The organism is Rathayibacter sp. PhB127 (assembly GCF_003751665.1).
GTDB lineage: Bacteria > Actinomycetota > Actinomycetes > Actinomycetales > Microbacteriaceae > Rathayibacter > Rathayibacter festucae.
Genome location: NZ_RKHW01000003.1, coordinates 95,347 through 120,802 on the forward strand (window position 1 = coordinate 95,347; position 25,456 = coordinate 120,802).

Here is a 25,456-nt window from a genome sequence, read left to right on the forward strand (position 1 = left end):
ATCTCGCGGAAGGAGTCAGCACGGTGGGTGTCATGAGGATCCGATACGACCCGCAAGCGAACGCCGCCTACCTACCCGTCGGGCGTGAGCCCGAGGCCGGGGAGTCCGTCGAGCAGGTGTGCGACATCGCCGACCCGCACGGGTTCGGCGAGATCATCCTCGACTTCGACGCCGCCGGGCACCTCATCGGCGTCGAGATCCTCGGCGCACGGAAGCTGCTCCGCCCCGAGGCACTGGCCGACGCCGACATCCTCTGACGCCTTAACCACCTCCGCGAGATGCCACTTGTGTACGCGACACGCCGTGAAAGGCGTGCACAAGTGGCATCTCGCGGAGGGGAGGGGGCAGGGCTCAGTAGCGGGGCTTGCGCTCCGGACGCTCCGAGGAGCGGGACGGGCCCGAGGGGCGGGCGCCGCGGTCGGCGCCGGCGCGGCTGGGGCGGCGGTCGGGCTTGAGCTCGATCAGCTGGCCGCTGATGCGGGTGCCGGCGAGGCGGTCCAGCACGTCCTGGGGCAGGTCGGCCGGCAGCTCCACGATCGAGAAGTCCGGGCGGATGTCGATGTGCCCGAAGTCGCCGCGGTTGAGCCCGCCCTCGTTCGCGAGAGCGCCGACGATCTGGCGGGGCTCGACGCGCTGACGGCGGCCCACCTCGATCCGGTAGGACGCGAGGTTGCTGTTCGACGAGCGCTGGCGGCGCTCGGGACGCTCGCGGTCGTTGTCGTACGAGGACCGGTCGGAGCGCTCGGGGCGGTCGCCCCGGCTGTCCTCGCGGCGGAAGCGGGGGTCGTCCGGCGAGAGCAGCAGCGGCTCGTCGCCCTGGGCGACGATCGCCAGCGCGGCGGCGACGTCCGACTCGACGACGTCGTGGTGCTCGACGTAGTGGCCGATGATGTCGCGGAACCGGTCGAGCCGCTCGCGGTCGGCGAGCGCCGTGGTGATGGCGTCGTCGAAGCGGGAGAGGCGGGTGACGTTGACGTCCTCGACGCTCGGCAGGCGCATCTCGGTCAGCGGCTGGCGGGTCGCCTTCTCGATGGCGGAGAGGAGGCGGCGCTCGCGCGGGGTCACGAAGCTGATCGCGGCGCCGCTGCGGCCGGCCCGGCCGGTGCGGCCGATGCGGTGCACGTAGGACTCGGTGTCGATCGGGATGTCGTAGTTGACGACGTGGCTGATCCGGTCGACGTCGAGACCGCGGGCCGCGACGTCGGTCGCGACGAGGATGTCGAGCTTGCCCGACTTCAGCTGCTCGACGGTGCGCTCGCGCTGGGCCTGCGCGACGTCGCCGCTGATCGCGGCGGCCGTGTAGCCGCGGGCGCGCAGCTTCTCGGCGAGCGTCTCGGTCTCGCTCTTGGTGCGGACGAAGACGATCATGCCCTCGAAGTTCTCGACCTCGAGGATGCGGGTCAGCGCATCGACCTTCTGCGGGTAGGACACCATCAGGTAGCGCTGGGTGGTGTTCGCGGAGGTCGTGGTCTTGGCCTTGACCGTGATCTCCTCCGGGTCCTTCAGGTACTTCTGCGAGATGCGGCGGATCTGCGACGGCATGGTCGCCGAGAACAGCGCGATCTGCTTCTCCACCGGGGTGTCGGCGAGGATCGTCTCGACGTCCTCGGCGAAGCCCATCTTGAGCATCTCGTCGGCCTCGTCGAGCACCAGGTACTTCAGGTGCGTGAGGTCGAGGGTGCCCTTCTCGAGGTGGTCCATGATGCGGCCGGGGGTGCCGACGACGACGTGGACGCCGCGGCGCAGCGCGGACAGCTGGGTGCCGTAGCCCTGGCCGCCGTAGACGGGGAGCACGTGCACGCCGCGCAGGCCGGACGCGTAGCGCTCGAACGCCTCGCAGACCTGGAGCGCGAGCTCGCGGGTCGGCGCGAGGACGAGCGCCTGCGGGGTCTTCTGCGAGACGTCGAGGCGGGAGAGGATCGGCAGCGCGAACGCCGCGGTCTTGCCGGTGCCGGTCTGCGCGACGCCGAGGACGTCGCGGCCGGACAGGAGGGAGGGGATCGTCGCGGCCTGGATCGCCGAGGGCGTCTCGTAGCCGACCTCCTTGAGGGCCTTGAGGACGGGGTCGCTGAGACCCAGGTCCGAGAAGACCAGCGAGGGGGCGGTCTCGTCTGCCGGCGCGGCCGGGGCGGTGCTGTCGGCGGCAGGCGCGGTCGCGCCGTCGGCCTGGGGGGCGGGTTCGGGTGTATCGGTGGACGCCATAGTGCAACGGTAGGCCGTCGGAGGCGCGCGCGAGCGCAGATCCGGCCTCTGAGCGGGCTTTCGCGCCGGATCGGCGGCTGTGGAGGGGTCTCGGAGGGGTCCCGCGACGCCCCCGGGCCCTCCGCGTCAGTAGAACTCGACGGTGTCGACCCGGTTGATCAGCTCCTCGCCGTCGAGGTAGCGGGTGGCGTTGCGGGCGAAGAGCTCGGCGATCAGGCGGTCCTCGGCCGCGTTCAGCGCGGCGGTGTGCGGGCTGAGCAGCACGCTCGGGTGGCTCCAGAGCGGGCTGTCCTGCGCGAGCGGCTCCTCCGCGACGACGTCGAGCGCGGCGAAGCCGACCCGGCCGTCCTCGAGTGCGGCGAGCAGCGCGTCCTCGTCGATCACGGTGCCGCGGCCGACGCTGACCAGCGTCGCTCCGGGGCGCAGCGCGGCGAAGAAGTCCGCGCCGACGAGCTTCTCGGTCTGCTCGGTGCCGGGGAGGGTGACGACGACGCCGTCGATCCGCCCCGCGACGTCGGCGATCGCCGACGGCTGGACGATCTCGTCGACGTGCTCCACGGAGTCGGCGTGCCGGCTGGTGCCGATCACCCGGGCGCCCAGCGCCGACAGCTTCTGCGCGGTGGCCCGGCCGATGGTGCCCAGCCCGACGATCAGGATCGTCTGCTCCGAGAGCAGCCCCATCGTCCAGCGCGAGCCCCACTCGCGCCGGCCCTGCAGTGCCTGCAGCTTCGGCAGCGACTTCGCGCCGGCCAGCAGCCCGAACAGGGAGAACTCGGCCAGCGGATCGGAGTGCACGCCCGCGGAGGTGGAGAACGCGACCCGCGCCAGCTGCTCCTCGCTCAGGCCGGCCTTCTTCACCTGCGCGCCGCCGCCCGCGGGCATCGTCTGCACCCAGCGCAGCCCCGGGTTCGCGGCGACCGTGCGGGCCAGCTCCGACGGCGTCTCGTCGGGGATCCCGTAGAGCACCTCGGCCGAGTCGACCAGTTCCTCGAACGCCGCCTGCTGCTCGGCGGTCCGCTGGAACGCAGGGTCGCCGGGGTGGTCCCCCGGGTGGCGCATCGGCGGCAGCAGCGACTGATCCGCGACGAAGTCGATCCGCGGCTCCAACTCCATCACCCGCGCGATCAGCTCCTCGCTGATCGGCGTGGCGGCCACGACGCGCAGGCGATCGGTGCGGTCCGCGCCGGGCTCGGTCGATCGGGGCGGAGTCGGAGCGGGCGTCGTCACGGGAGTCCCTTCGAGCGGCGAGAGGCGAGCGGCGCGGCGGGCACCGACGCGATCGACCGCGGTCTCCCTCAGCGTATCGAGCGGAGGGAGCGCGTCAGGTTCGGGCGCAGGGCGGGGAGGAGGCCGACGTTCGCAGGGAGGTGGGTCTCGATACGCCCCTGCGGGGCTACTCGACCAGCATGGAGCCGGAACGGCAGTACGAGCGCGACGTCGCGATCGGCGACGAGTCGCGCCCGATCCGGCGGAAGCAACCCCTTGGCCGCCCGCGTTGCTGTGCATCCCCGCGTCGCCGGCCGCCAGTCACCGGGCCGCCGGCTGGACGAACGGTGAGGACGCCCCTCCGCGCCTCGGGCCCCGCCCTACCGTGAGCGGACGGGAACATCGATCGAAGGAGACCGGATCATGGCGGCAGCAGGAGTGGCGACGGTGTGGGTGCCGGTCGAGGACATGGAGCGGGCGGTCGCGTTCTACCGCGACACCCTCGGCCTCGACGTGAAGAGCACCTCGAGCGACTGGTCGGAGCTCGACGCGGGCGGACTGATGATCGGGCTGAACGCCCGCGAGTCGGCCTCGGTCGCGGAGAGCGGCGGAGCGGTCATCTCGTTCCAGCCCGACGGCAGCATCGAGGACGAGCTGGAGCGGCTGAAGGCCCGCGGAGCGTCGATCGAGGGCGAGATCAGCGACCACGAGTGGGGTCGCATCCTCCCCTTCAAGGACTCCGAGGGCAACGACCTCCAGTACTACACGCCGCCGCAGAGCTGACGGCGGGCTGAGCGCCGCAGAGACGGCGCGGAGCGAGGGGGAGGCGGACGGAATCGCCTCCCCCTCGTCGTGTCAGGACGGCTCGTCGTGCCAGGACGGCTCGTCAGGTCAGGACAGCTCGTCGTCTCAGGACAGCCGCAGCGGCAGCCGGCCGGCGAGCCGCGCACCGCCGAGGGCGGCCGACGGGGCCAGCTCGATCGAGCCTCCGTAGACCGCGAACTGGCGCGAGAGGCGCTCGAGCCCGGAGAGCACCGGCGGGGCCGCGAGCCCGCCGCCGTCGTCGTCGAGACCGATCACCACGGCGTGCTCCCGCTCCCCGCGCGCCACGTCGAGCTGCAGCCGCACGGCCCGCGCGCCGCCGTGCTTGAGCGCGTTGGTCAGCGCCTCCTCGATCAGCCGCACCAGCAGCACCCGCTGCTCGATCGGGACACCGCGCTCCTCGAGACCCGGGTAGTCGTCGTGGACGTCCAGGTCGACGGCGATCTCCGGCGGCAGGCGCGAGAGCAGATCGCGGGCGGCGGCGACCAGCCCGTGCTCGATGTCGACCGGGTAGAGCGCCCCGCTGACCGCCCGGACCTCCTGCTCCCGCAGCTCGTCGAGCCGGCTCGCGATCCCGCTCAGGCGCTCGGCGGTCGCGGCGGAGGGAGGAGTCGCGGCCAGCCCGCGCAGCTCCGCGGCCAGCACCACGAGCGTGTTCTGCAGCCGGCCGTGCAGGCCCTGCGCGACCTCGCGGCGCACGCGCAGCTCCTCCTGCTGGAGCGCCTGCACCGCGTCGACGGCCTGCAGGAGCACGCGGGCGCGCTCCCGCTCCTTCTCGCGCACCCGTCGGGTCGCATCGACGAGCAGGAACCCGAACGAGACGATCAGGCCGACGACCACCGCGCCCACCACGAGCTCGACCACGAGGGCATCGAGCGCGGTCGGCAGGTAGACCCCGACGATGAGCTGCAGCCCGACCCGGACGACGGCGACGGCCGCAGCGATCCCCGTCGAGACCAGCAGCCGCCCGGTGCGCGCGCGGCGCTCGGGACGCAGCAGAGCGACGAGTGCGACCGCGAGGCCGATCGACGCGGTGTTGACGACCACGCGCACGACGACGTCGACGACCGGCCCGCTCTCGACCCCCCGCACGGTCTGCGACAGCATGCCCAGCGCGAAGACCGCCTGCAGCGCCGCGAGGACGGCCAGCACGCCGCCGAGGATCGCGACGGTCCCGCGCAGGATCCGGTTGTCCTCGGCGTCGTCCGCGCGGCGCGGCCGGGAGTCGTCGGGGAGGGTCACCGGGTGTGCTCCAGGAACAGCAGGGTCGCCTCCACGCGGGGGTTGCGCGAGCCGTCGGAGCGCAGGCTCAGCGCTCCGTAGAGGGCGTTCACGTGGTTGTCGACCGAGCGCACCGCGATGCCGAGCCGCTCCGCGATCGCGGCGTTGGTGAGGCCCGAGGCGAGGGCGCCGAGCACCTCGTACTGCCGGCGGCTGAGCGCGTCGACGGGCGATCTCCGGCGGGCGGTGCGCGCGGCGACCAGGGCGGGGTCGAGCACGGTCCGGCCGTCGAGGGTCGCCCGGATCGCGGTCATCAGCGCGGGCGACGAGAGCGACGAGCTCTTCGAGAGGTAGCTCCAGCCGCGCACCTCGTCGCGGCCGAGGCGGAGGAAGCGGTGCATCGAGTCGACCGCCGAGAGCAGCACGACGGCGAGCTCGGGGTCGCCGGCGCGCAGCTCGCGGCCGAGCTCGATGCCGTCGCCGTCGCCCAGCTCGATGTCGATGATCGCGACGTCGAGCTCGGCGGGTCGCAACCGCTCGCGCGCCTCCGCGGCGGAGGAGGCCTCGACGACGCTCCGGACGCCCGGCACCGCGCGCAGCAGCGAGGCGAGCATCTGGCGGTAGAGCGGCTGATCGTCGACGACGGCGAGCCGCAGCTCCCTCAGACCTCCCCCGAATGTCACACCGCATATCTTGACCCGGTGCCGGACACGCGATCGGCGAAGATCGTGCTCAGGGGCGGTTGAACCCCGCAAAAGGGGGGCTCGGCTCCATCGTCGGAGCACCTCTCGGGCCGGTCGACGAGACATTCGGTCTCAGCGCGCGAGCAGAGCCGCCGTCAGAGCCGGTCCGCCGGCCGCCGCGGCGAGCGCCGCCGCCCACATCCCGAGGCCGGGGGCGAGACCGGCGGCCCAGCGCCGCTCGAGCAGCATCCGCGGCGGCCTAGGCAGGCGAGCAGCAGCCCGAGCAGGAGGCCGCCGACGAGGTCGACCGTGATCGTCGCCACCGGGACGGTGCCGAGCGGCGGCAGGGCGAGCGCGGTCCCTCAGCGGGCGGCCCGGGATCCTGCGACGGAGCCTGCGGCGGCGTCACTCCCCCGTGTCCCACGGGACGCGGCGGCGGGTGCCCTCGTCGGCGCGGGGCACGACGAGGACGGGGCGGCGCTGGCGGTGCGCGAGGTGCACCGCGACGCTGCCGCTGAGGAACTCGGCGATGCTCGCGAGCACTCCGGCGTCGCGGGTGCCGACCACGATCATCCGGGCGTCGACCTCCTCGGCGACGTCGGTGAGGACCAGCGCCGGCTCGCCCTGGACGGTGCGCAGCGTCCAGTCGACGTCCGTCCCGGCGAGGGCCGCGCCGATCTCCTCGCGGAGTCCGGGCGGCTCGGTGGGGCCGGCGCCGGTGCCGCCGGAGCGGGGCACGAGGCCGACCGGGATGCCGCCGGTCATCGGGTCGACGTACTCGCCGACGAGGTACGGATCGGCGACCACGGTGAGCAGCAGCAGCGGCGCGCCGAGCCCGGAGGCGAGCTGCGCGGCGGTGCGGACGACCTCGGGACGCTGCCCGTCGACGACGCCGACGAGCACGGGTCCGGAGGGAGTGGATTCGGTCATGGACGGCTCCTTCCCTGGTCGTTCCATCCTCCCACCGGGGCCGGAGCGGGAGGAGACGCTGCGCGACGAGTTCCGTCGTGATCATTCCGTTACCGCGCGGTGGCGGGCTAGAGTGACGAGTCGCCGGGCCCTGCCGGCGCCCCGCACCACCCCGCAGGCCCCCCTGCACCACCCCAGTCCGCCCACCCGAGGAGAGCGCACGCGTGTCGACCACTGACATTCTGGATCCGCAGGAGTGTCACGACACCTCTCCCTCCGCGCCGGTGCACCGCACCCGCCGCGAGGCCCGCGCCGCTGAGGCCGCCGCCGCAGCACGGGCGGCCGGTGCCGCTGTGCCGGTCGCTGCCGCGGCCGTCGCTGCGGGGCCCGTCGCCTCCGCGCCCGTCGCCTCCGCGCCCGTCGCGACTCCTCGCGCCACAGCCGCCCCGCGCACTCCGGTCGCCCCGCGGACTCCCGCCGCCCCGCAGCCCGCTCGCTCCGGCGGGCTCAGCCGGCGCACCCTCGGCTTCGCCACGTTCTCGATCGTCGGCGGCCTCTTCGCCACCGCCGCGCTCCCCGCGTACGGCGCCCGCAGCACCGCGGCCACCGCGGCCGGCACCGCCGCGAACCGCGCCGGCCTGCAGAACCTCACCGTCTCGTCGGAGGCGGCCGGGCAGACCGCCGTCCGCGACGCGTTCGCCGCGCCGACGCAGGCGCAGCTCGACGAGGCCAGCCGCCAGGCGGCCGTGCTGCAGAACGCGAACGGCGGCGGCTTCAGCACCGTGCAGACCCGCGCCGTCGGCGACGACTACCCGTGGCCCTACGAGACCATCGACGACAACGGCGGCGGGCTCTCCCCTCTCGGCTACTACTACCGCGAGTGCGTCGACTTCGTGGCCTGGCGCCTCAACCGCGACGCCGGCGCCACCGCCGCGCCGTGGAAGTACACCTGGGGCACCATCACGCCGATGGGCGGCAGCGCCTGGGAGTGGCCGGACAACTGGGCCGCCAAGGGCTGGGCCACGAGCTCCGTCCCGATCGTCGGCTGCGTCGCCTGGTGGACCTACAACCACGTCTCCTACGTGCAGCAGGTCAACGACGACGGCACCGTCCTCCTCGAGGAGTACAACTACGGCGGCCGCCACAGCTACGTCACCCGCACCTTCCCCACGGCGCAGGTCCCCCTCTTCCTCTACCCGCCCGCGCTGTAGCGGCGGAACCCGCCGCCTCGCGGATCGCTCACCGCCTCCGCGCGGAGCCGCCCCTGCTGATCGAGCAGCCCGCGGAGCGCGGCGTATCGAGATCCACCACCGCCAGCAGGACGAGTCCGCAGACCCCGCCGCGCCGAGGGTGGGCGGGTCTCGATACGCCCCTGCGGGGCTACTCGACCAGCATGACGACGCGCAGCGGCCGCGCCATCCACCTTCGCGGTCTTCATGCTGATCGAGTAGCCCGCAAGGCGGGCGTATCGAGATCCACCCGCCCAGCAGGACGAGTCTGCAGGCCGCCCTGCTGAAGCTGGGCGGGTCTCGATACGCCCCTGCGGGGCTACTCGACCAGCATGAGGTCGACTCGACGGCCGAGCCTCGACCCGCGAACGGGTGCACAACGAAGGCCGGGAAGCCCGATCGGCGGGAGAACAGATCGATTCGGGGGATCCAGCCTTACTTGTGCACGGGCACGGTCGAGAGGACGGCCAGGAGGGTCGCGAACGCCGGGGTGCGCGGGTCGATCGGGGCGTAGTGGTCGGCGTCCGGGAGCTCGACGAAGCGCGCGGAGGGGTGCTCGGCGCAGTAGCGGCGGCTGTACGCGATCGGGACCTCGTCGTCGAGGTCGCCGTGCAGGAGCACGGTCGGCATCGGCGGGGCGGGGAGCCGCGCCGGGTCGAGGTCGTCGAGCGGGCCGTCCGGGCCGAGCAGCTCCGCCACGGCGCCGTCGCCCAGTCGCTCGTCCGCGGCGGCACGCAGGTCGGTCACTCCTGCCAGCGAGACGACGGCGTCGACGTGCGGCGACGGACGCGCGGCCTGCGACCACAGCGCCAGATGCCCGCCGGCCGAGTGGCCGACCAGCACCGTTCGCGACCGCTCCGCGACGGGGACCAGAGGAGGGAGCGCCTCGACGGCCGCGAGGACGTCGTCGAAGGTTCCCGGCCATCCGCCGCCCGCGTCGCCGACGCGCCGGTACTCGAGCAGCAGCACCGACCAGCCGGCATCGGCGAGCGCGGCGGCCAGGGGACGCGCGTGGCTCCGGTCCCAGCGCGCCCGCCAGAATCCTCCGTGCACGAACAGCACGAGGCCCCGCCCCGAGCCGCGGTAGAGCTCCGCGATCTGCTCCGGCGCCTCGCCGTATCGGAGCACCTGATCGGCCTCGCGCGCCGCGAGGTCGAAGACCCCGCTCACGCGCCGCCGTGGACCTCTCGGGACTCGCGCGCCCCCTCGAGGAGCAGGTCGCGCACCGCCAGCACCACGGTCTCGACCTCCGCGAAGGAGGTGGAGAGCGGCGAGAGCCCGAGGCGGATACCGCTGGGCGTCCGGAAGTCCGGGATGATCCCGCGCTCCCAGAGCACAGGGACCATCGCGGCGAAGTCCGGGTGGTCGACGGTGATGTGGCCGCCACGGCGCGCGGGCTCGCGGGTGGTCGACAGCTCGACGCCGAGCGGGGCGAGGTGCTCGTCGAACAACTCGACGGCGAAGGCGGTCAGCGCGATCGACTTGGCGTGGATCGCGGGCAGGCCCGCCTCCTCGATCAGATCGAGCATCGCCTGCATCGCGAGCATCCCGACGATCGGCGGCGTCCCGCTGAGGAAGCGGCGGATGCCGTCGGCGGGGTCGTAGTCCTCGCCCATCCGGAACGAGTCCTTGACGCCCATCCAGCCCTGGATCGGCTGCCGAGCGCCGGCGATCAGCTCGCGGCGGACGTAGAGGAACGCGGGGGCGCCCGGGCCGCCGTTGAGGTACTTGTAGGTGCAGCCCGTCGCGAGGTCCACGCCCCAGGCGTCGAGCTCGATCGGCAGCACGCCGACGGAGTGGCAGACGTCCCAGAGCACCAGCGCGCCGTGCTCGTGCACGATGTCGGTGATCGCCGGGACGTCGGCGGCGTAGCCGGAGCGGTAGGCGACCTGGCTCAGCACGACGACGGCCGTGTCGGCGCCGACGACCGCGCGGACGTCGTCGGGCGTGACCCCGCTGCCGGACTCGGTCTCGATCCAGCGGATCGTCGCGCCGGTCTCGGCGGCGATCCCCTCGACCACGAAGCGGTCGGTCGGGAAGTTGCCGCGGTCGATGACGATCTCGGAGCGGCCGGGCCTCGCGGTCAGCGCGGTGCGGATCAGCTTGTAGAGCGAGACCGTGGTCGAGTCGCCGACGACGACCTGGCCGGGAGCGGCGCCGAGCACCGATGCGCCGAGGCGGTCGCCGAGCGTCAGCGGGAGCTGGAACCAGCTGTCGTCCCAGCCGCGGATGAGGCGGGTCCCCCACTCCTGCTCGACGAACGCGGCGTAGCGCTCGGTCAGGACCTTCAGCGGGCGGCCGAGCGAGTTGCCGTCGACGTACGCGGGCAGCGCCGGGTCGTCCGCGCCGACGAAGCGGGAGCGGTAGCCGGCGAGCGGGTCGAGGCGGTCGAGCTCGGCCGCGGAGGAGCGGACGGTCTGGTCGAGGGCCACGGCGGCCCTCCTCTCGTGTGGGGCGCGGATGCGGGGAGGAGCGGGGACTCCTCACAGTCGCACGAGCGGGCCCCCGCGGGACAGCACTCGCGCGAGGATGGTCGGGTGACCTCCTCCGCAGCGCCCGTCCACCCTCGCCCGCGCCTGCTCCCGAGTCTCGGGGCCGGCGTCGCGGCCGGCGTGCTCGGACTGCTGCCGTGGCTGCTCACCGGGCTGCGGCTGCCGCTGCAGAACCTGTGGGCGACCGACGTGCTCCCGGAGGAGATGCCGCTCGCGCTGCTGCCGTTCAGCCAGTACTTCCTGACGCTGATCGTCTCGGTGATCGTGGTCGGGTCGGCCCTCGCGGGACTCGCGGCCCGCATCGGCCGGCGCCGCGGCATCGGCCCGCTCGGCGCGGCGCTCGGAGCGGTCGGCGTGCAGGTCGTCGCGCTGGTGCAGTCGGCGCTGACCGTGTCCGCCGGGCTGCGGGAGGACCGCGACTCCGACCTCTACCTCGCGGCGATCGTCGGCGGCACCGTCGGTGCGATCGCGGTCGGCGCACTGCTCCTGCTCGTGATCGCCCGGGCGCCGCGGGCGGGGGCGGCCGTCGCGATCGCGTTCGCCGCGGTGGCCGCCGGCGGGTGGCTGACCGGAGTGGTGGCGCCGCTCAGCCGCGACGGCTCGGCCGCCGGAGTCGCGCTGCTGAACGCGGTGCAGTGGCTGCCGGGGATCCTGGCCGGTCTCGCCCTCGCCTGGTGCGGGGTGCTCTCCGCCGGCCGGGTGATCGCGTGGATCGTGAGCCTCGCCGTGCTCTGGGTCGGGCCGGTGCTGGTCACCGCCGTCTCCGCCGCCGCCGGCTCGCGGGTGCTGGCCCGCCAACCGCTCGAGATGCTCGACTACGCGCAGGCCGTCTTCACCAGCGCGCTGATGCTCCCGGCCGTCTCACTCCGCACGCCCGCGACGGCCCTGGTCGTCGCCGCCCTCGGCGTCGCGGCCCTGCGCGCCTGGCACGCCCGCCGGACTACCTCGCCGACCGAGTAGCCGCTCCTCCGCGAGATGCCACTTGTGCACGCGACACGCCGTGAAAGGCGTGCACAAGTGGCATCTCGCGGGAGGGGTCAGGACTCGAACCAGCCTCGGGGGTGGTGGTCGGCCGTCAGCGGGGTGCGCTCGCGCTTGGGGCGCGCCCACTGCACGGCGTTGGCGAGCACCCGCTTGATGTCGGGGTGGTGGTAGACGGGGTAGTCCTGGTCGCCGGGCGAGAAGTAGAACACCTTGCCGAGGCCCCGGGTGTACGTCACTCCGGAGCGGAAGACCTCGCCGCCCGAGAAGGTCGAGAGGAAGACCGTCTCCTCGGGCACCGGGATGTCGAAGTACTCGCCGTACATCTCCTGCTCGGGGATGACGATCGGGCTCGGCACGCCCTCCGCGATCGGATGCGTCGGCGCGATGGTCCAGACCAGCTCGCGGTCGTGGTCGTTCCGCCACTTCAGCGAGCAGGTGGTGCCCATCAGCGCCTGGAAGATCTTCGAGTAGTGCCCGGAGTGCAGGATCAGGATGCCCATCCCCTCCTGCACGTGCCGCAGCACCCGCTGCACGACCTCGTCCGACACCTCCGGGTGCGCGATGTGCGCCCACCAGAGCAGCACGTCGGTCTTCGCCAGCGCCTCCTCGGTCAGCCCGTGCTCGGGCTCGGGGAGCGTCGCGGTGCGCACCGAGACGGCGTCGCCGAGCGACTCCGTCAGGCCGTCGGCGATCACCCGGTGGATGCCGTCGGGGTAGTGCCGCATGACGGTCTCGTCGCCGCGCGTCTCGTGGCGGAACTCGTTCCAGACCAGGACCTCGAGGGGAGCGCTCATGCGACCGCCACCTCCTTCTTCTCGGCGGCGGAGCGGTAGATCGCGTCGACCACCCGGCTGCGGTGCAGGGCGTAGTCGCCGTAGTGGCCGGCGTAGCGCGGGCCGCCCGCGGGTGCGTCGGCGCCCGAGGCGATGGCGGCCAGGAACTCCGCGATCACCGAGCGGTGGTGACCGGCGGGCACCGGCACGTCGGGGCGCGAGACCGTGGGGGCGCCGGCGACTTCGGAGTAGAACGTGAGCGTCCCCTCCGTCGCGTAGTCGGCGACGTGCAGGCGGGCGCCGCCGGCCGAGCCGAGCAGCTCGACCTCGATGTCCTCGTGCACCTTCGAGTAGCTGGCCCAGGAGGCGTCGAGCTGCAGGCTGCGGCCGTTGTCGAGGCGGAGAAGCGCGCTGGAGAAGTCCTCGACCTCGAAGGCGTGCGTGCCGGTGGCGGCGACGCCGTGCGGGCGCCCGCCGCGGCCGGAGCGGCCGATCTCGCCGTACGCGACGGCGGAGACGCTGGTCACCCGCGGCTCGCCGAGCAGGTGCAGCGCGATGTCGAGCACGTGCGAGCCGAGGTCGATCAGCGGTCCGCCGCCGGCGAGCTCCTTGCTGGTGAACCAGGAGCCGATGCCCGGGATGCCGGTGCGCCGCTGCCAGCTCGCGCGGGCGTGGTAGATCTCGCCGAGCGGCGCGTCGTCGAGGTAGGTGCGCAGGTAGGCGACGTCGGCGCGGCGGCGGTGGTTGTAGGCGATCTCGAGGACGCGGTCGTTCGCGCGGGCCGCGTCGACCATCTCGGCGGCGAGCTCGGCGGTGGTGGCCAGCGGCTTCTCGCAGAAGACGTGCTTGCCGGAGGCGAGCGCGGCGACGGCGATCGGGTGGTGCAGGTGGTTGGGCACGCCGATCGAGACGACGTCGAGGTCGTCGCGGGCGACGAGCTCCTCCCAGTCGGCGTAGAGGTCGGGGACGCCGCGGGTGGCGCCGAGCTCGCGCAGGCGCTCCTCCTCCTGGCCGGCGAGCGCGACGACCCGCGCACCGGGGAGGGCCTGGAAGGCGTCGAGGTGGGTGGTGCCGGCGAAGCCGAGGCCGACGACGCCGACGCGCAGCTCCCCCGGGGTCTCGGTCGTACCTGTGTTCTCGGTCATGCCGTCGAGCCTAGTCGAATTGATTCGACTCCTCGATAAAGTGACCGCCCGCGGAGCCCCTCCCGCGCCGGTCCGCTACAGCTCGTGGCGCTCGTCGGCTGGGGCGCGCAGCAGGAGCTTGCAGTCGACCGGCGGCGAGGTGAGCGTCGCGCCGGAGGGAGTGGTCGCCGTGAACTCGCCGGAATCGCGGATCCAGCCCGCCTCGAGGTCGTCCGCGGTGACTGTCCGATGCTCGCTGACGAGCCGGTACTCGCCCTCGGGCTTGATCCGGGCGTCCTGCCTGCCGAACTCGGCGAGCGAGACCGTGAGCGGGACATCCCCGGTGTTCGCGAGGACGGAGGTGATCCGGATCGGCGTGCCGACGGTCACCGGCCGGTCCGGCTCCAGGACGAGCTCGGCGCGGACCGTGACGGTCAGCTCGGGATGCTCGGCCGCCGGGGTGGACGTGACCGCCGGCGGCGCGGGGATGGCGGGTTCCGCGGCGTGGGCGGCGGTCGAGGCGGTGCCGGCCGTGACGAGGATCAGAGCGAGGCCGGCGGCCGCGAGGCCGGTCGTGGAGGAACGGCCGCCGGTGCGCGCGACGCGGGGACGAGAGGACATGGATGCTCCTAGAGGGACGCGGTTCGGGCTCGGGGCGGAGCGCCGACAGCGTTGCAGAGGGAGCGGCCGGGTGTCTCCTTTCTGACGCGCACCGATCGGATCGGCGGAGATCGTGCGGCGAGCGTGCTGATGGGCCGCCTGCGGCGCCTGCTCCGTGGGGCCTCCGCGGGCTGCTCGATCAGCAGGGGAAGGGCCGGCAGGAGTACGGCAGGTCCGCGCACCATGCTGGTCGAGCAGCCCCGCAGGGGCGTATCGAGACCCACCGTCGTGAGCACGGTGGATCTCGATACGCCCGCTTCGCGGGCTACTCGATCAACATGGTTCGATCAGCAGGCAGGGGCGCGCTGCAGGCGCACGGCGATGTACTCGCGGCCCGGCAGGTCGATGCGGAAGCGGCCCGAGTAGGTGCCGGGCAGGCGCTCGATCGTCATCGCCCAGGTGTCGAGGACATCGACCGTGTACGAGACGTCGGGCTCGAGCAGGAAGCGGCGGTAGGTCGGCCGGTCGAAGCCGAAGTAGTAGAGGTAGTACTCGCCCTCGACGCCGGCGCGCGGCACGTCCCAGTCGAGCGGGATCGGCTCGAGGCCGCGAGCGGGCCCCTCTGCCAGCACCGACTCCAGGAACGCGATCCGCGCCGGGCTCGTCCCCCGCAGCTCGCCGCCCTTCGACCACCAGAGCACGTCGTCCGGGTGCACGTAGGTCTCGCCGTGGCCGACGTAGCCGCCGCGCAGCGCGCCCTCCCAGAACCGCCGCACCAGCTCCTCGCCGGTGATGTTGCCCCAGCCCTGGTCGATGTCGCCCTCGTAGGCGCACTCGTCGATCACGACCGGCTTGCCCCAGCGCCGCCACTCGGTCGTCATCTCGGCCGTCTTGTAGACGTCCTGCCGCTGGATGCTGGCGTGCGTGATCCACGGGCGGGAGTGGTCGTAGAACTCGCGGCAGTTGTGGATCGAGAGCAGGTGCCGCGACGGGTCGTCCTCCCCCACGATCCGGGCGAAGCGCTCCCAGTCCTCCTCGGTCTTCTCGAACAGCAGGTCGTACTCGTTCGCGAGCGACCACCAGACGTTCGCGAACGAGGCGAGCCGCGCCACGGCGTAGCGCACGTAGCGGTCGTCGGCGACGGCGTCCATCGTCGAGAAGCCCCAGCGGTCGTAGGCGTGGAAGAGGATGAGGTCGGCCTCGATGCCGAGCTCGCCGAGCTGCTCGATCCGCCGCTCGAGGTGCGCCCAGAACTCCGGATCGAAGCGCTGCCAGTCGAACCCCGCCTCGGGCGAGCCCTCGAACGGATAGAGCACCGGCTCGTTCTCGTTGAAGAGGTACGACTTCGGGAAGACGCACATCCGCATCTTGGTGAAGGGGGCGGTTGCGAGCGCGGCGAGCGTCCGCTCCTCCAGCGCGTCGCCCTGGTGCGTCCAGGCGTAGGAGGTGGTGCCCAGCGGGCGGTGCCGGGTGCCGTCGGCGTGCGCGAAGTGGAAGATGTCGGCCACCCGCACCGGGCCGTGCTGCCCCGCCACCGCCGCGGTCACCGAGACGGAGCCGGTGACGCCGTCGAGCGAGCGGGCGCTGCTCGAGGTGGTCCAGGCGTACTCGCCGGGTGCCTCCGGCATCCAGCGCAGCCGGTACACGCCGTCGCCGTCGTAGAAGCCGGGCACGCGCACCGAGCCGTCGGGTCCGTCGACGATCGCCGACAGCGCGACGTCGACGTACGGATTGCCGTGCGCGGGCCCGCGCAGCTCGATCTCGAAACGCCCGAAGACGGAGGCGGTGGCCGGCGCGGAGACGACGGCCGACGCGAGCGGGACGTCCGCGGTCTCGTAGTCGCCGGAGGGCTCGACGTACCGCTCCTGCTCGCGGACCGGGGCCGGCTCCTCGGTCGGGATCGCGGCGACCTCGGCGAGCAGCGCCTCGCGCTCGGCCGCGTCGAGCGACTCCTCGGTGTCGACGACGAGCCCGATCGGATACCCGTGCAGGGTGTGCAGGATCGAGGAGTGCACCAGCCCGGGGAGGCGGCGCTCGACGATCGCGTGCCCGCGAGGGTCCCGGAGGACCTCGAACAGGCGCGTCTCGCGCGAGAACCGCTCGGCGGTGTCGGTGGTGTGCGGCACGGTCAGCCCTTCACGGCGCCGGCGAAGGCGCCCTCGACGAAGTAGCGCTGGAACATCAGGTAGACGATCAGCACGGGGAACACGGACATGATGGTGAAGGCGTTCAGCGGCCCGTACGAGCTGGTGAACTGCGACTGGAAGCCCTGCAGCGCGAGCGGGATCGTCCAGGAGTCCTGGCTCTGCAGCAGCGCGAGCGCGATGGAGTACTCGTTCCAGGTGGAGACGAAGTCGAGGATGAACAGCGCGGCGAGGGCCGGGCGGGCCAGCGGCAGGATGATCGTCAGGAACAGCCGCCAGTTGCCGGCGCCGTCGATCCGCGCGCTCTCGTCGATCTCCTCCGGGATCTGGCGGAAGAAGCCGTAGAGGATGAAGGTCTGGTACGGCAGGCCGAACGCGATGTACGGCAGGATGATCCCGAAATTGCTGCTCAGCAGCCCCAGCCCGTTGATCACCTGGAAGAGCGGGGCGATCGCGACCTGGATCGGGACCATCGCGCCGAGCGCGATCACGCCCATCAGCAGGCGCTGCCGGCGGAACCGCATCCGCGCCAGGGCGAAGGCCGCGGCCGCCGAGACGAACAGGCCGATCGGCACCTTGAACAGCGCGATGATCAGGCTGTTTCCGCCCGCGGTGAGCAGGTTGCCGCGGTCGAGCGCCTCGACGTAGTTGCCGAAGTCGGGCGACCACGGCGGCACGAAGGCCGGGGTGCTGAAGATGTCGGCCTCGCTCTTCAGCGAGGTGAAGACCATGAAGATCAGCGGGACGGCCCAGATCAGGACGGCGAAGACCAGCGCGATCCAGAGGCCGATCCGGATGTAGTCGCGGCCGCCGACCGGGCGGCGCGTGCGCTTGGCCGGCGCGACGAGGCCGGGCGCGCTGGTCGGGATGCTCGTGACGCTCATGAGTTCTTCTCCTGACGAGCCGTCCACACCATGTACGGGACGACGATGACGAGGGTGATCACGAGCAGGACCGTGGCGATCGCGTTGCCCTGGCCGTACTCGTGGTTGTTGAAGGACTGCTGGAACGACCACAGCGCGAGCACCTGCGTCTGCTGCGCCGGGCCGCCGCCGGTCATGCCGACGATCAGGTCGAACACCTTGATCGAGTTGATGATCGTGAGGACGACGACGATGACCGTGGTCGGCCGCAGCGCCGGGATCGTCACGTTGCGGAACACCTGCCAGGCGTTCGCGCCGTCGAGCCGGGCCGCCTCGACATGATCGGGCGAGACGCTCTGCAGACCCGCGAGGAAGAGCACCATGTTCGTGCCCGCGATCTGCCAGACGAAGGCCGCGAAGATCGAGTAGAGCGCGAGGTTCTTGTCCCCGAGCCACTGCACCTCGGCCAGCCACGGCAGGTCGAACAGCTGAGCGAGGTTCACGCCCACGCCGTAGTTGGGGTTGTACATCCAGCGCCACATGTTCGCGATGGCGATCGGCGCGAGCACGCCCGGGATGTAGAAGAGCGAGCGGAAGGCGTTGCGGCCGAACAGCGGGCGGTTCAGCGCCAGCGCCATCACCAGCCCGAGGCCGACCGGGATGAAGAGCGACAGCACCACCCAGATCAGGGTGTTCGAGAACGCGGTCCAGAACACCGGGTCCTGGGTGAAGATGCGGACGTAGTTCTGCAGTCCGACGAAGACCTGCGGGGCGCCCTGGAAGCCGGACCACTCGAAGAAGCTGAGCCGCACCGACTCGAGCGAGGGGCCGACCACGAAGACGAGGTAGGCGGCGAGCGCCGGCGCGAGGAACGGCAGGGCCGCGACGAAGCCGGTGCCGCCGAAGCGGGCGAGGGCGCGGCGGCGCGGATGCTTCCTCCGCGGCTGCTCCGGCGCGGACTGCCGGGGGCGGGCGGGGGTGGATGTCGTCATGGCGGACCTCTCGGACGTCTCGGACGCGGGGTGCTCGGGCGCGGGACGCGGGGCGGAGGGGACGCGCGGCCCCCTCCGCCTCGGGCGTCACTGCTGGTCGATGAACTTCTGGAACTCGGCGCCGGCGTCGGCCGGGTCCAGGTCGCCGGTCGCGACCAGGTTCTGGATGCGCCAGTACTCCGTGGTCTGCGACTGCGAGAGGTTCTGGTCGTTGTTCATGTAGACGCCGGTCGCCGCCTCGGTGATCGGGTTCCAGAGGGCGTCGAAGGCGCTCTGGTCCTCGGGGGTGACGTCGACGTTGACCGAGCGGCTGCCGAAGGTGGCGATGAACGTGGCCTGCGCCTCGGGCGAGGTCAGGTAGTCGAGGAACTTCGCGGCCTCGTCGGCGTGCTCCGAGTTCGCGGAGATGTAGTTGTTCTCGTTGAAGCCGTAGATGCGGTCGGTGCCCGTGGGGAAGGCGAAGATGCCGACCGAGTCCTCGGACATGCCGGCGTCGCGGATCTGCTGGTTGAACCAGTCGCCCTCGATCGCCATGGCCGCCTTGCCGGCGAAGAAGAGCGAGCTCGACTCGTCGTTGTTGATCGAGATGAAGCCGTCGTTGACGTAGTCCGACGTCCAGGTGGCGAACTCGGTGAAGGTGTCGGTGACGCAGGACTCGTCGGCCCAGCTCGCCTCGCCGGTGACGAGGGCCTGATAGCCGTCGGCGCCGCACTCGGTCTCGAGCAGGCTGTCGAGCAGGCGCATCACGTGCCAGTTGACGGTGCCGCCGAACTCGAACGGGGTGATGCCCGCGTCCTTCAGCTTCCCGGCGTCGTCGACCATCTCGTCGTAGCTGGTGGGCGCGGCGTCGATGCCGGCCTGCTCGAAGAGGTCCTTGTTGTAGAAGACCGCCTCGGTGCGCTGGGTGTACGGCACGCCGTCGTAGCCGCCGTACTGGGTGACGGTGGACATCGTGGTGTCGGAGAAGCGGTCGGCCCAGCCGTACTCGTCGTAGTACTCCTTCAGGTCCAGGCTCGCGCCGGCGTCGATGAACTCGCCGCCGAGACCGGGGCCCGCCCAGGAGAAGAAGAGGTCGGGGGCGCCGCTCGTGCCGAGCGTGGTGCGCAGCGCGTCCTTGTGCGCGTCCACCGCCCGCTGCTCGACCTTGACGGTGATGTCGGGGTTCGCCTCCTCGAAGTCGCTGACGATCTGGTTGATCGTCGCGTTCGCGGAGTCGGCCGACTCGGTGAGCTTGAACCAGGTGATCTCGGTCTTCCCGCCGGAGTCGCCGCCGCTCGCGGAGCAGCCGGCCAGGCCTGCGAGGAGGAGGGCGCCCGTGGCGAGGGCGACGGATCGGGTCAGAGCACGGGATCGGGTCAGAGCACGCATCTTCGCGTCCTTTCGCTGCTCGACATCGCAGCAGCGCGACATCGACGTCGGATCCGCCGATCGGGGCCGGGACTGGAGCTCCAGCGGCGGTGGATGAGGGATACGTTATCGATAACACATTCGGGCGACAATGCGCGCAACCGGTTGATGGGTCACGATCGGGTAACGGCGATCGGCTCGGAACCGGCTCAGTAGAGTGAGCGGGTCGCCGCCAGGGAGGGAGCCTCGATGTCGAGCACGTCCCCGCCCCGCGCACGGCCGAGCATGGCCGACGTCGGGCGGCATGCGGAGGTCTCGGCGCAGACCGTCTCCCGCTTCTTCACCGGCGGCTACGTCGCTCCGGCGACCCGGGTGCGGATCGAGGCGGCCATCGCCGAGCTCGGCTACCGGCACAACCGCGTCGCGCGGAACCTCCGGGTCCAGCGCACCGACACCGTCGGCTTCCTCGCGATGGGGCCGCTGAACTACGGGCACTCCGAGCTGCTGACCGGAGTGAGCCGGGCGGCGCGCGCCGAAGGGCTCTCGCTGATCACGGCCCTGCTCGAGGTCGGGCCGGACGCCCCCGGCGCCCGCGAGGAGATGCGGCACGCGGTCGACAAGCTGCTCTCCTTCCAGGTCGACGGGATCATCGTCGGCACGCCCTACGGCGGACTCGACGAGCTGGTCGAGTACATCGCCGCCTCGGTGCCGGTCGTGACGCGCTCCGAGCGCGGCGGCCCCGCGGGCGACTCGACCTACGCCGACTCCTACGGCGCCGGCTACCTCGGCACCCGGCACCTGCTCGAGCTCGGGCACCGGCGGATCCTGCACCTCGCGGGCCCGGGCGACCGCAACGAGGCCGTCGACCGCGAGCGCGGCTACCTGGCGGCGCTGACGGAGGCGGGGGTCGCCCCGCTCGAGGTGCTGCGCTGTGCGGAGTGGGACGCCGAGTCGGGAGCCGCGCAGGGCCGGGCCGTCGATCCGCAGTCCTTCACCGCGGTCTCGGCCGCCAACGACCAGATCGCGCTCGGCTTCCTCCGCGCGATGGCGGAGCGCGGCCGGACGGCGCCCGGCGACTACTCGATCGTCGGCGTCGACGACATGCCGGACTCCGCGTACTACTCGCCGCCGCTGACGACGATGCACCTCGACCACCAGGTGCTGGGCGAGAAGGCCCTGCAGATGCTGGCCGCGCGCATCCGCACCGGCGAGCGCCAGGAGCGGACCGCGGTCACCGCCCGCCTGGTGCTGCGCTCGTCGACGGCGCCGCTGCGCTGACGCGCGGTCTCCTCGTAAAAGATCACTTCATACGGATGGGAGAACCATGCTGATCGAGTAGCCCGCGGAGCGGGCGTATCGAGATCCACCACCGTCGGAACGCGAGTCTGCAGAACCGCCCTGCTGACGGTGGTGGGTCTCGATACGCCCCTGCGGGGCTACTCGACCAGCATGAAAGGGACGCCGCGCGTCCTTTCCCTCACCACCGAGACGCGAAGCGACTTCGCCGCTCGAGACGACGCTGCGCGGCACTCGACCAGCACGGGGTGCGGCTCGACCGGTGTGCTGCCGGCCTCGTGAGTCCGCTGCGTGCCCGTCTACGGGAGGCGGATCAGGCGGGCTCCCCGGACCTCCAGGTGGACGAGCGCTCCCTCCGGAGTACGGCCCGACATTTGGGTGATGCTCGAGACGCGCCTCGTCTCGAGATCGTGCGCGGACAGCGTCGTGGACCGGGTGAGGGTCCGGGTCTCGCCCGGCGCGAGGAAGACCCGCTCCTTCCCGCCGCGCAGCCGCACGTCCTGCAGCTCGACGTCGCCGGTGTTGGTGACCGTCACGGTCCACGTCACTCTCGTGCCGATCCTCGGCTTCTCCCCCGGAGCGAGGGCCGGCGAGCCGGCGACGCGGCCGGCGAGCCCGGGCACCGTGGGGTGCTCGACCGCGGGGGTCGGTGTCGGCGTGGGCGTCGGCGTCGGCGTGGACGTGGGCGTGGCAGTCGGAGTCGGCGCAGGGGTCGGCGTCACGGCGGGGATCGGCAGACGATAGGAGTAGTCGGGACTCGCGTACGAGCCGGTGGGAGTGGGGATCCGGCCGAAGCTCCCCGCGGTCTCCGCGTATCCCCTGTCGAGATCCTGCTGCGTGACCGTCCTGTTCTGGACGACGTCCGTCGACCGCCCCGGCTCGATCCGGGTGCCGGCCAGGGTGAGCGGGACGTCGCCGGTGTTCGCGACATGCAGCGTGTACTGCACCGGAACGCCGACCTGCACCGTCTCGCCCGGCTTGATGAGGAACTTGCCGGTGACGGTGATCGTCATCCCGGGATGCTCGACCACGGGTCCCGCCGACGGAGCGGACGTCGGCGTGGGGACGGTCGTCGGCGACGGGGCGGCGGTCGGCGCGGGAGCAGGAGGCCCGGGGTCCACCGTCGGCGTCGCACCCGGAATCGGGATCCGGACGGAGTAGGACGGAGTGGTGTAGAAACCGGTCGGCGTGGGCACCCGCCCGAGGCTCCCCTCGACCTGCACGAAGCCCTGCTTCAACTGCTCCGGACTGGCGTCCGCGATCAGGGGGAGGTCGACCGAGTGGCCGGGCTGGAGCAGCATCCCCTCGATGACGAGTGGGACATCACCCGTGTTCACGACGTGGCGGAAGATGTGCAACGGGGTCTCGACCGAGACCGTCTCCCCCGGCCTCAGGTCGAAGCGTCCGGTGACGGTGATCGTGATCCCGGGGTGCTCGACCGCGACGGACGGCTGTGGACCGGCGCCGGGGATCCGGAGGAAGTACTCGGCGATGGAGTACGGGACGGTCGCGCCCGCGGGGGTCCTCAGGTTGCCCTCGTCGCCGGCCGTCCGGACGACCCCGAGGACGAGGTCCTCCGGTTCGACAGTGCGATTCTCGATCCATTCGTACGTCGCACCGACGGCGAGCTCCTCCCGGAGGCCCTTCAACGGGACATCGCCGGTGTTCGTCCAGCGGTAGGTGAACGTGACCGGGGTGCCGACCACGATCGGCCGGCCCGGCTCGACGACGAACGCTCCGGTCACACTCGTCTCGACGGCGGGGCGCTCGGCCGCCTGGGTCGGCACCGAGGATGACGGGACGGGATCAGCGGCCTGAGCGGTGGTCGCCGCCGCGCCGAGCAGCGCGACGGTCATCAGGACGGAGGCGGCGGCCGCGGGGCCGCGGTGGCGACGGCGGGAGCGGAGAGGCCGGGGGCGAGGACGGGACACGGGTGCTCCTCAGGGGTGGCGAGCGGGGTTCGGGGGTCGAGCCCGGACAGGGTCGCACCCCGGCCGCGCTCGCGCCCAACCTCTGACACCGACGCGGCAGAACGGCACGGATCGTGCGGCGCAGCTGGACCTCAGCTGCGCGCGGACTCCACGGCGGACAGGCGCACGCCTAACTCGGCCAGGTCGCGGCGCACCACCGGGGCCTCGAGCGCGTCGCGGTCGGCGGCGTCGTAGGCGCCGGCGAAGGCCTCCAGCTGGCGGTGCAGCTCGGTGCGCGCGGTGCCGCGGGCGACGGGCTCGAGGCGCTGCGCCAGGCGGACGCCGGCGCGGACGACGAGCGGCTGGTCCAGCGCGTAGGCGCGCAGGGCGAGGTAGACCTCGGCCAGGAGGTCCGCGGCGGTCGGCCAGGTGCACCACAGCCGGGCGACGCCGTCGGCGTCGCGGAAGCGGGTGCGCGGGCCGTCGCCCCGGCAGAGCTCGACGAGCGCGCCGGTCAGGGCGTCGAGCGCGCTGACCGCGGTGTACGGGTCGTTGGTGCCGGTCGCCAGGCCGCGGACGCCGATCTCGACGACCTGCTGCACGGCGTAGCGGAGGTCCTGGTGCGGGGTGCGCGCGTCGGCGATCACCACCGCGGCGAGCGCCGCCTCCTCGAGGTCGCTCCCGCCGACGAGCTCGAGCACGGGGTCGCCGGCCAGGACGTGGTCGCCGGGTGAGGCGAGCATCCGCAGCACCGCGTCGTGGCGGGCGCCGAGCGCGACGAGGCGCTCGAACTCGAGCTGCTCGACGTAGCCGGAGCGGGGTGCCGTCAGCACGACACCGCCGGCGGGGAACGGCTCCTCGCGCCGGTCCGGCTCGTCCTCGTCGCCCGACAGCTCCGCGATGACGTCCTCGAGCTCGCCGAGCACGCGCTTCTGCAGCGTGGTCACCTGCACCGACAGCGCGATGTGGTGGATGAAGTAGACCAGCACCGCGACGTCGCCGACGGCCAGCACCACGGCGAAGCCGACCGCGACGACGGGCACGAAGGCGAGGGTGGCGTCCTCCTCGGTGTGCACCGAGCGGAGCACGATCAGCGAGTAGAGGAACGTCGAGGTCAGCACCGCGAGGACGACCTGGTTGCCGCGGTCGGCCATGAAGTTGCGGACCAGCCGGGGCCCGTAGGCGGAGGAGGTGGTGGCGAGGACGGAGATCGTGATCGAGAACGAGGTCGCGGCGACCCCGAGCATCGTGCCGCCGATCGCGGAGAGGATCGCCCGGCCGCCGGTGGCGGAGAGGTCCTCGACGAGGGGGAGGTCCTGGATGCCCGCGCGGATGAGCAGCCGGTCGAGCTCGATCAGCCCGAACGCCAGGGCGATCGCGAGGACGCCGAACAGGGTGGGCAGGAACCAGAACGATTCGCGGGCGTGCAGGAGCCGGGAGCGCATCCTCGAAGGCTAGACGGGTGGGCGGGTCTCGATACGCCCTGCGGGCTACTCGACCGGCATGGTTGGTGCTGACCGCGGGCCTCGCAGGGGCGGCCCCTCCATGCTGGTCGAGTAGGCCGCGCAGCGGGCGTATCGAGATCCACCGCTCCGCGAGGCGGACCTACGGGACGATGACCGCGCGGCCGCGGACGGTGCCGTCGTGCAGGTCGGCGTAGGCCTGGGGCGCGTCGGCGAGGGCGTACTGCTGGACCTCGACGTCGATGCGGCCCGCCTTGGCGAGCTCGAAGACCTCGATCAGCTCGCTGCGGGAGCCCCAGTAGGGGATCCGCAGGGCCGCGTCGTAGGCGATCGTGCCGAAGCCGACGGTCGCCTGGCCGCCGCCGATGCCGACGATGGTGACGTCCGACTCGACGGCGGCGACCGCGGTGGCCGTCGCGATGGTCGGGCCGGCGCCGACGAAGTCGAACACGGCGTCCGCGCCCAGCCCGCCGGTGATCTCGCGGATCTTCTCGGCTGCGGAGGAGTCGCTGATCAGCGTGACGTCCGCTCCGACGTGCTTCGCCAGCTCGAGCTTCTCCTCGCTGACGTCGAGCACGATCACCGTCGCGCCGGAGAGCGCCTTGAGGATCTGGATGCCGACGTGGCCGAGTCCGCCCGAGCCGATGACGACGGCGTAGGTGCCCGCGCCGAGCTTCGGGAGGCTGCGCTTGATCGCGTGGTACGGCGTGAGCCCGGCGTCGGTGAGCGAGACGTTCTTCACCGGGTCGAGGTCGCCGATCGGGATCAGGTGGCGGACGTCGTCGACGATCATGTACTCCGCCATCGAGCCCTGGTTGCCGAGGCCGGGCGGGCGGATGCCCTCCGCCTCGGCGTTGGTGCAGTAGTTCTCCGCGCCGCGCGAGCAGTTGAGGCAGTGGCCGCAGCCCCACGGTCCGTAGACGGCGACGGCCTCGCCGATCTGCAGGCCGGTCTCGACGCCGGGGCCGAACTCCTCGATCACGCCGGCGCCCTCGTGTCCGAGGGTCAGCGGCAGCGGGTAGTGCTGGGCGAGGTAGTCCTCCTCGGGGAGGCTCATCACGTAGTCGTCGGAGTGGCAGACGCCGGCGGCGGTCACCTTCAGCAGGATCTCGCCCGGCCCGGGCACGGGCTTCTCGATCTCGACGACCTCGGGGGCCTGTCCGACGGTGGTGTAGCGCAGTGCCTTCACGATTCCT

General features: G+C 72.4%; 22 protein-coding genes. 5 read left to right on the forward strand and 17 right to left on the reverse strand.

Features of this window, described 5'->3' with window-relative positions:
• The first annotated feature begins 32 nt into the window (after positions 1 to 32).
• Positions 33 to 257: a DUF2283 domain-containing protein gene (locus tag EDF22_RS15115; protein WP_123705712.1), complete on the forward strand. Its 225-nt coding sequence runs from the start codon at positions 33 to 35 to the stop codon at positions 255 to 257.
• 94 nt (positions 258 to 351) lie between these two features.
• Here EDF22_RS15115 and EDF22_RS15120 read toward each other — a convergent pair whose 3' ends face one another.
• Both EDF22_RS15120 and EDF22_RS15125 read right to left on the reverse strand, forming a co-directional pair.
• Positions 352 to 2,202, reverse strand: coding sequence for a DEAD/DEAH box helicase (locus EDF22_RS15120; protein ID WP_123705713.1), 1,851 nt, complete (start codon positions 2,200 to 2,202; stop codon positions 352 to 354).
• Between the two features lie 126 nt (positions 2,203 to 2,328).
• Positions 2,329 to 3,429, reverse strand: a complete 1,101-nt coding sequence (locus EDF22_RS15125) for a D-2-hydroxyacid dehydrogenase (RefSeq protein ID WP_260303490.1) — start codon at positions 3,427 to 3,429, stop codon at positions 2,329 to 2,331.
• A gap of 402 nt (positions 3,430 to 3,831) precedes the next feature.
• Here EDF22_RS15125 and EDF22_RS15130 point away from each other — a divergent pair, with 402 nt between their 5' ends.
• Positions 3,832 to 4,191, forward strand: a complete 360-nt coding sequence (locus EDF22_RS15130; protein ID WP_123705714.1) for a VOC family protein — start codon at positions 3,832 to 3,834, stop codon at positions 4,189 to 4,191.
• Between the two features lie 126 nt (positions 4,192 to 4,317).
• On the opposite strand, the gene EDF22_RS15135 is transcribed toward EDF22_RS15130, so the two are convergent.
• The 3 genes from EDF22_RS15135 to EDF22_RS15145 all read right to left on the reverse strand — a co-directional run bounded on the left by EDF22_RS15135 (position 4,318) and on the right by EDF22_RS15145 (position 7,064).
• A complete protein-coding gene (locus EDF22_RS15135; RefSeq protein WP_123705715.1) occupies positions 4,318 to 5,472 on the reverse strand; it encodes a sensor histidine kinase in 1,155 nt (384 codons plus the stop codon).
• Complete coding sequence (locus EDF22_RS15140; RefSeq protein ID WP_260303491.1) at positions 5,469 to 6,134, reverse strand: response regulator transcription factor; 666 nt, start codon at positions 6,132 to 6,134, stop codon at positions 5,469 to 5,471. Before EDF22_RS15140 ends, EDF22_RS15135 begins: the two co-directional genes overlap by 4 nt.
• Positions 6,135 to 6,539: 405 nt before the next feature.
• On the reverse strand, positions 6,540 to 7,064 hold the full coding sequence (locus tag EDF22_RS15145; protein WP_159423666.1) for a universal stress protein: 525 nt from the start codon (positions 7,062 to 7,064) through the stop codon (positions 6,540 to 6,542).
• A gap of 203 nt (positions 7,065 to 7,267) precedes the next feature.
• On the opposite strand from EDF22_RS15145, the gene EDF22_RS15150 reads away from it, so the two are divergent.
• The gene (locus tag EDF22_RS15150; RefSeq protein WP_148059209.1) at positions 7,268 to 8,254 is read left to right on the forward strand and encodes a CHAP domain-containing protein; all 987 of its coding nucleotides are present in this window, start codon (positions 7,268 to 7,270) and stop codon (positions 8,252 to 8,254) included.
• A gap of 453 nt (positions 8,255 to 8,707) precedes the next feature.
• Here EDF22_RS15150 and EDF22_RS15155 read toward each other — a convergent pair whose 3' ends face one another.
• Positions 8,708 to 9,442 carry a S9 family peptidase gene (locus EDF22_RS15155; RefSeq protein ID WP_123705718.1) on the reverse strand — a complete coding sequence of 245 codons (735 nt, stop codon included), beginning with the start codon at positions 9,440 to 9,442 and terminating at the stop codon, positions 8,708 to 8,710.
• A complete protein-coding gene (locus tag EDF22_RS15160) occupies positions 9,439 to 10,704 on the reverse strand; it encodes a kynureninase (RefSeq protein ID WP_123705719.1) in 1,266 nt (421 codons plus the stop codon). The genes EDF22_RS15155 and EDF22_RS15160 overlap by 4 nt, the downstream gene beginning before the upstream one ends.
• Before the next feature lie 105 nt (positions 10,705 to 10,809).
• Here EDF22_RS15160 and EDF22_RS15165 point away from each other — a divergent pair, with 105 nt between their 5' ends.
• Complete coding sequence (locus EDF22_RS15165; RefSeq protein WP_123705720.1) at positions 10,810 to 11,724, forward strand: hypothetical protein; 915 nt, start codon at positions 10,810 to 10,812, stop codon at positions 11,722 to 11,724.
• Between the two features lie 77 nt (positions 11,725 to 11,801).
• On the opposite strand, the gene EDF22_RS15170 is transcribed toward EDF22_RS15165, so the two are convergent.
• The 7 genes from EDF22_RS15170 to EDF22_RS15200 all read right to left on the reverse strand — a co-directional run bounded on the left by EDF22_RS15170 (position 11,802) and on the right by EDF22_RS15200 (position 19,612).
• Positions 11,802 to 12,542: a ThuA domain-containing protein gene (locus tag EDF22_RS15170; RefSeq protein WP_123705721.1), complete on the reverse strand. Its 741-nt coding sequence runs from the start codon at positions 12,540 to 12,542 to the stop codon at positions 11,802 to 11,804.
• A complete protein-coding gene (locus EDF22_RS15175) occupies positions 12,539 to 13,666 on the reverse strand; it encodes a Gfo/Idh/MocA family protein (protein ID WP_123705722.1) in 1,128 nt (375 codons plus the stop codon). Before EDF22_RS15175 ends, EDF22_RS15170 begins: the two co-directional genes overlap by 4 nt.
• A 75-nt stretch (positions 13,667 to 13,741) precedes the next feature.
• Positions 13,742 to 14,266, reverse strand: coding sequence for a hypothetical protein (locus EDF22_RS15180; protein ID WP_123705723.1), 525 nt, complete (start codon positions 14,264 to 14,266; stop codon positions 13,742 to 13,744).
• Positions 14,267 to 14,592: 326 nt separating this feature from the next.
• Positions 14,593 to 16,371 (reverse strand): DUF5605 domain-containing protein, encoded by a 1,779-nt coding sequence (locus tag EDF22_RS15185; RefSeq protein WP_260303492.1) that lies wholly within the window; start codon positions 16,369 to 16,371, stop codon positions 14,593 to 14,595.
• Between the two features lie 2 nt (positions 16,372 to 16,373).
• Complete coding sequence (locus EDF22_RS15190) at positions 16,374 to 17,273, reverse strand: carbohydrate ABC transporter permease (protein ID WP_123705724.1); 900 nt, start codon at positions 17,271 to 17,273, stop codon at positions 16,374 to 16,376.
• Positions 17,270 to 18,244, reverse strand: coding sequence for a carbohydrate ABC transporter permease (locus EDF22_RS15195; protein ID WP_123705725.1), 975 nt, complete (start codon positions 18,242 to 18,244; stop codon positions 17,270 to 17,272). Before EDF22_RS15195 ends, EDF22_RS15190 begins: the two co-directional genes overlap by 4 nt.
• Before the next feature lie 87 nt (positions 18,245 to 18,331).
• Positions 18,332 to 19,612, reverse strand: a complete 1,281-nt coding sequence (locus EDF22_RS15200) for an ABC transporter substrate-binding protein (protein WP_123705946.1) — start codon at positions 19,610 to 19,612, stop codon at positions 18,332 to 18,334.
• A gap of 228 nt (positions 19,613 to 19,840) precedes the next feature.
• On the opposite strand from EDF22_RS15200, the gene EDF22_RS15205 reads away from it, so the two are divergent.
• A complete protein-coding gene (locus tag EDF22_RS15205) occupies positions 19,841 to 20,869 on the forward strand; it encodes a LacI family DNA-binding transcriptional regulator (RefSeq protein ID WP_123705726.1) in 1,029 nt (342 codons plus the stop codon).
• A 317-nt stretch (positions 20,870 to 21,186) separates the two neighbouring features.
• Here EDF22_RS15205 and EDF22_RS20525 read toward each other — a convergent pair whose 3' ends face one another.
• The 3 genes from EDF22_RS20525 to EDF22_RS15230 form a co-directional block, all read right to left on the reverse strand.
• Positions 21,187 to 22,818 (reverse strand): hypothetical protein, encoded by a 1,632-nt coding sequence (locus EDF22_RS20525; protein WP_148059210.1) that lies wholly within the window; start codon positions 22,816 to 22,818, stop codon positions 21,187 to 21,189.
• A gap of 131 nt (positions 22,819 to 22,949) precedes the next feature.
• The gene (locus EDF22_RS15225) at positions 22,950 to 24,242 is read right to left on the reverse strand and encodes a DUF2254 domain-containing protein (RefSeq protein WP_123705730.1); all 1,293 of its coding nucleotides are present in this window, start codon (positions 24,240 to 24,242) and stop codon (positions 22,950 to 22,952) included.
• A 160-nt stretch (positions 24,243 to 24,402) separates the two neighbouring features.
• Entirely contained in the window at positions 24,403 to 25,449 is a 1,047-nt protein-coding gene (locus EDF22_RS15230; RefSeq protein WP_123705731.1) for an NAD(P)-dependent alcohol dehydrogenase, read from the reverse strand.
• Positions 25,450 to 25,456: the final 7 nt, after the last annotated feature.

Coding starts and splice junctions, on each gene's coding strand:
- EDF22_RS15115 (WP_123705712.1), top strand. CDS start 33: ATGAGGATCCGATACGACCCGCAAGCGAACGCCGCCTACCTACCCGTC.
- EDF22_RS15120 (WP_123705713.1), bottom strand. CDS start 2,202: ATGGCGTCCACCGATACACCCGAACCCGCCCCCCAGGCCGACGGCGCG.
- EDF22_RS15130 (WP_123705714.1), top strand. CDS start 3,832: ATGGCGGCAGCAGGAGTGGCGACGGTGTGGGTGCCGGTCGAGGACATG.
- EDF22_RS15145 (WP_159423666.1), bottom strand. CDS start 7,064: ATGACCGAATCCACTCCCTCCGGACCCGTGCTCGTCGGCGTCGTCGAC.
- EDF22_RS15170 (WP_123705721.1), bottom strand. CDS start 12,542: ATGAGCGCTCCCCTCGAGGTCCTGGTCTGGAACGAGTTCCGCCACGAG.
- EDF22_RS15175 (WP_123705722.1), bottom strand. CDS start 13,666: ATGACCGAGAACACAGGTACGACCGAGACCCCGGGGGAGCTGCGCGTC.
- EDF22_RS15180 (WP_123705723.1), bottom strand. CDS start 14,266: ATGTCCTCTCGTCCCCGCGTCGCGCGCACCGGCGGCCGTTCCTCCACG.
- EDF22_RS15190 (WP_123705724.1), bottom strand. CDS start 17,273: ATGAGCGTCACGAGCATCCCGACCAGCGCGCCCGGCCTCGTCGCGCCG.
- EDF22_RS15195 (WP_123705725.1), bottom strand. CDS start 18,244: ATGACGACATCCACCCCCGCCCGCCCCCGGCAGTCCGCGCCGGAGCAG.
- EDF22_RS15200 (WP_123705946.1), bottom strand. CDS start 19,612: ATGCGTGCTCTGACCCGATCCCGTGCTCTGACCCGATCCGTCGCCCTC.
- EDF22_RS15205 (WP_123705726.1), top strand. CDS start 19,841: ATGTCGAGCACGTCCCCGCCCCGCGCACGGCCGAGCATGGCCGACGTC.
- EDF22_RS15225 (WP_123705730.1), bottom strand. CDS start 24,242: ATGCGCTCCCGGCTCCTGCACGCCCGCGAATCGTTCTGGTTCCTGCCC.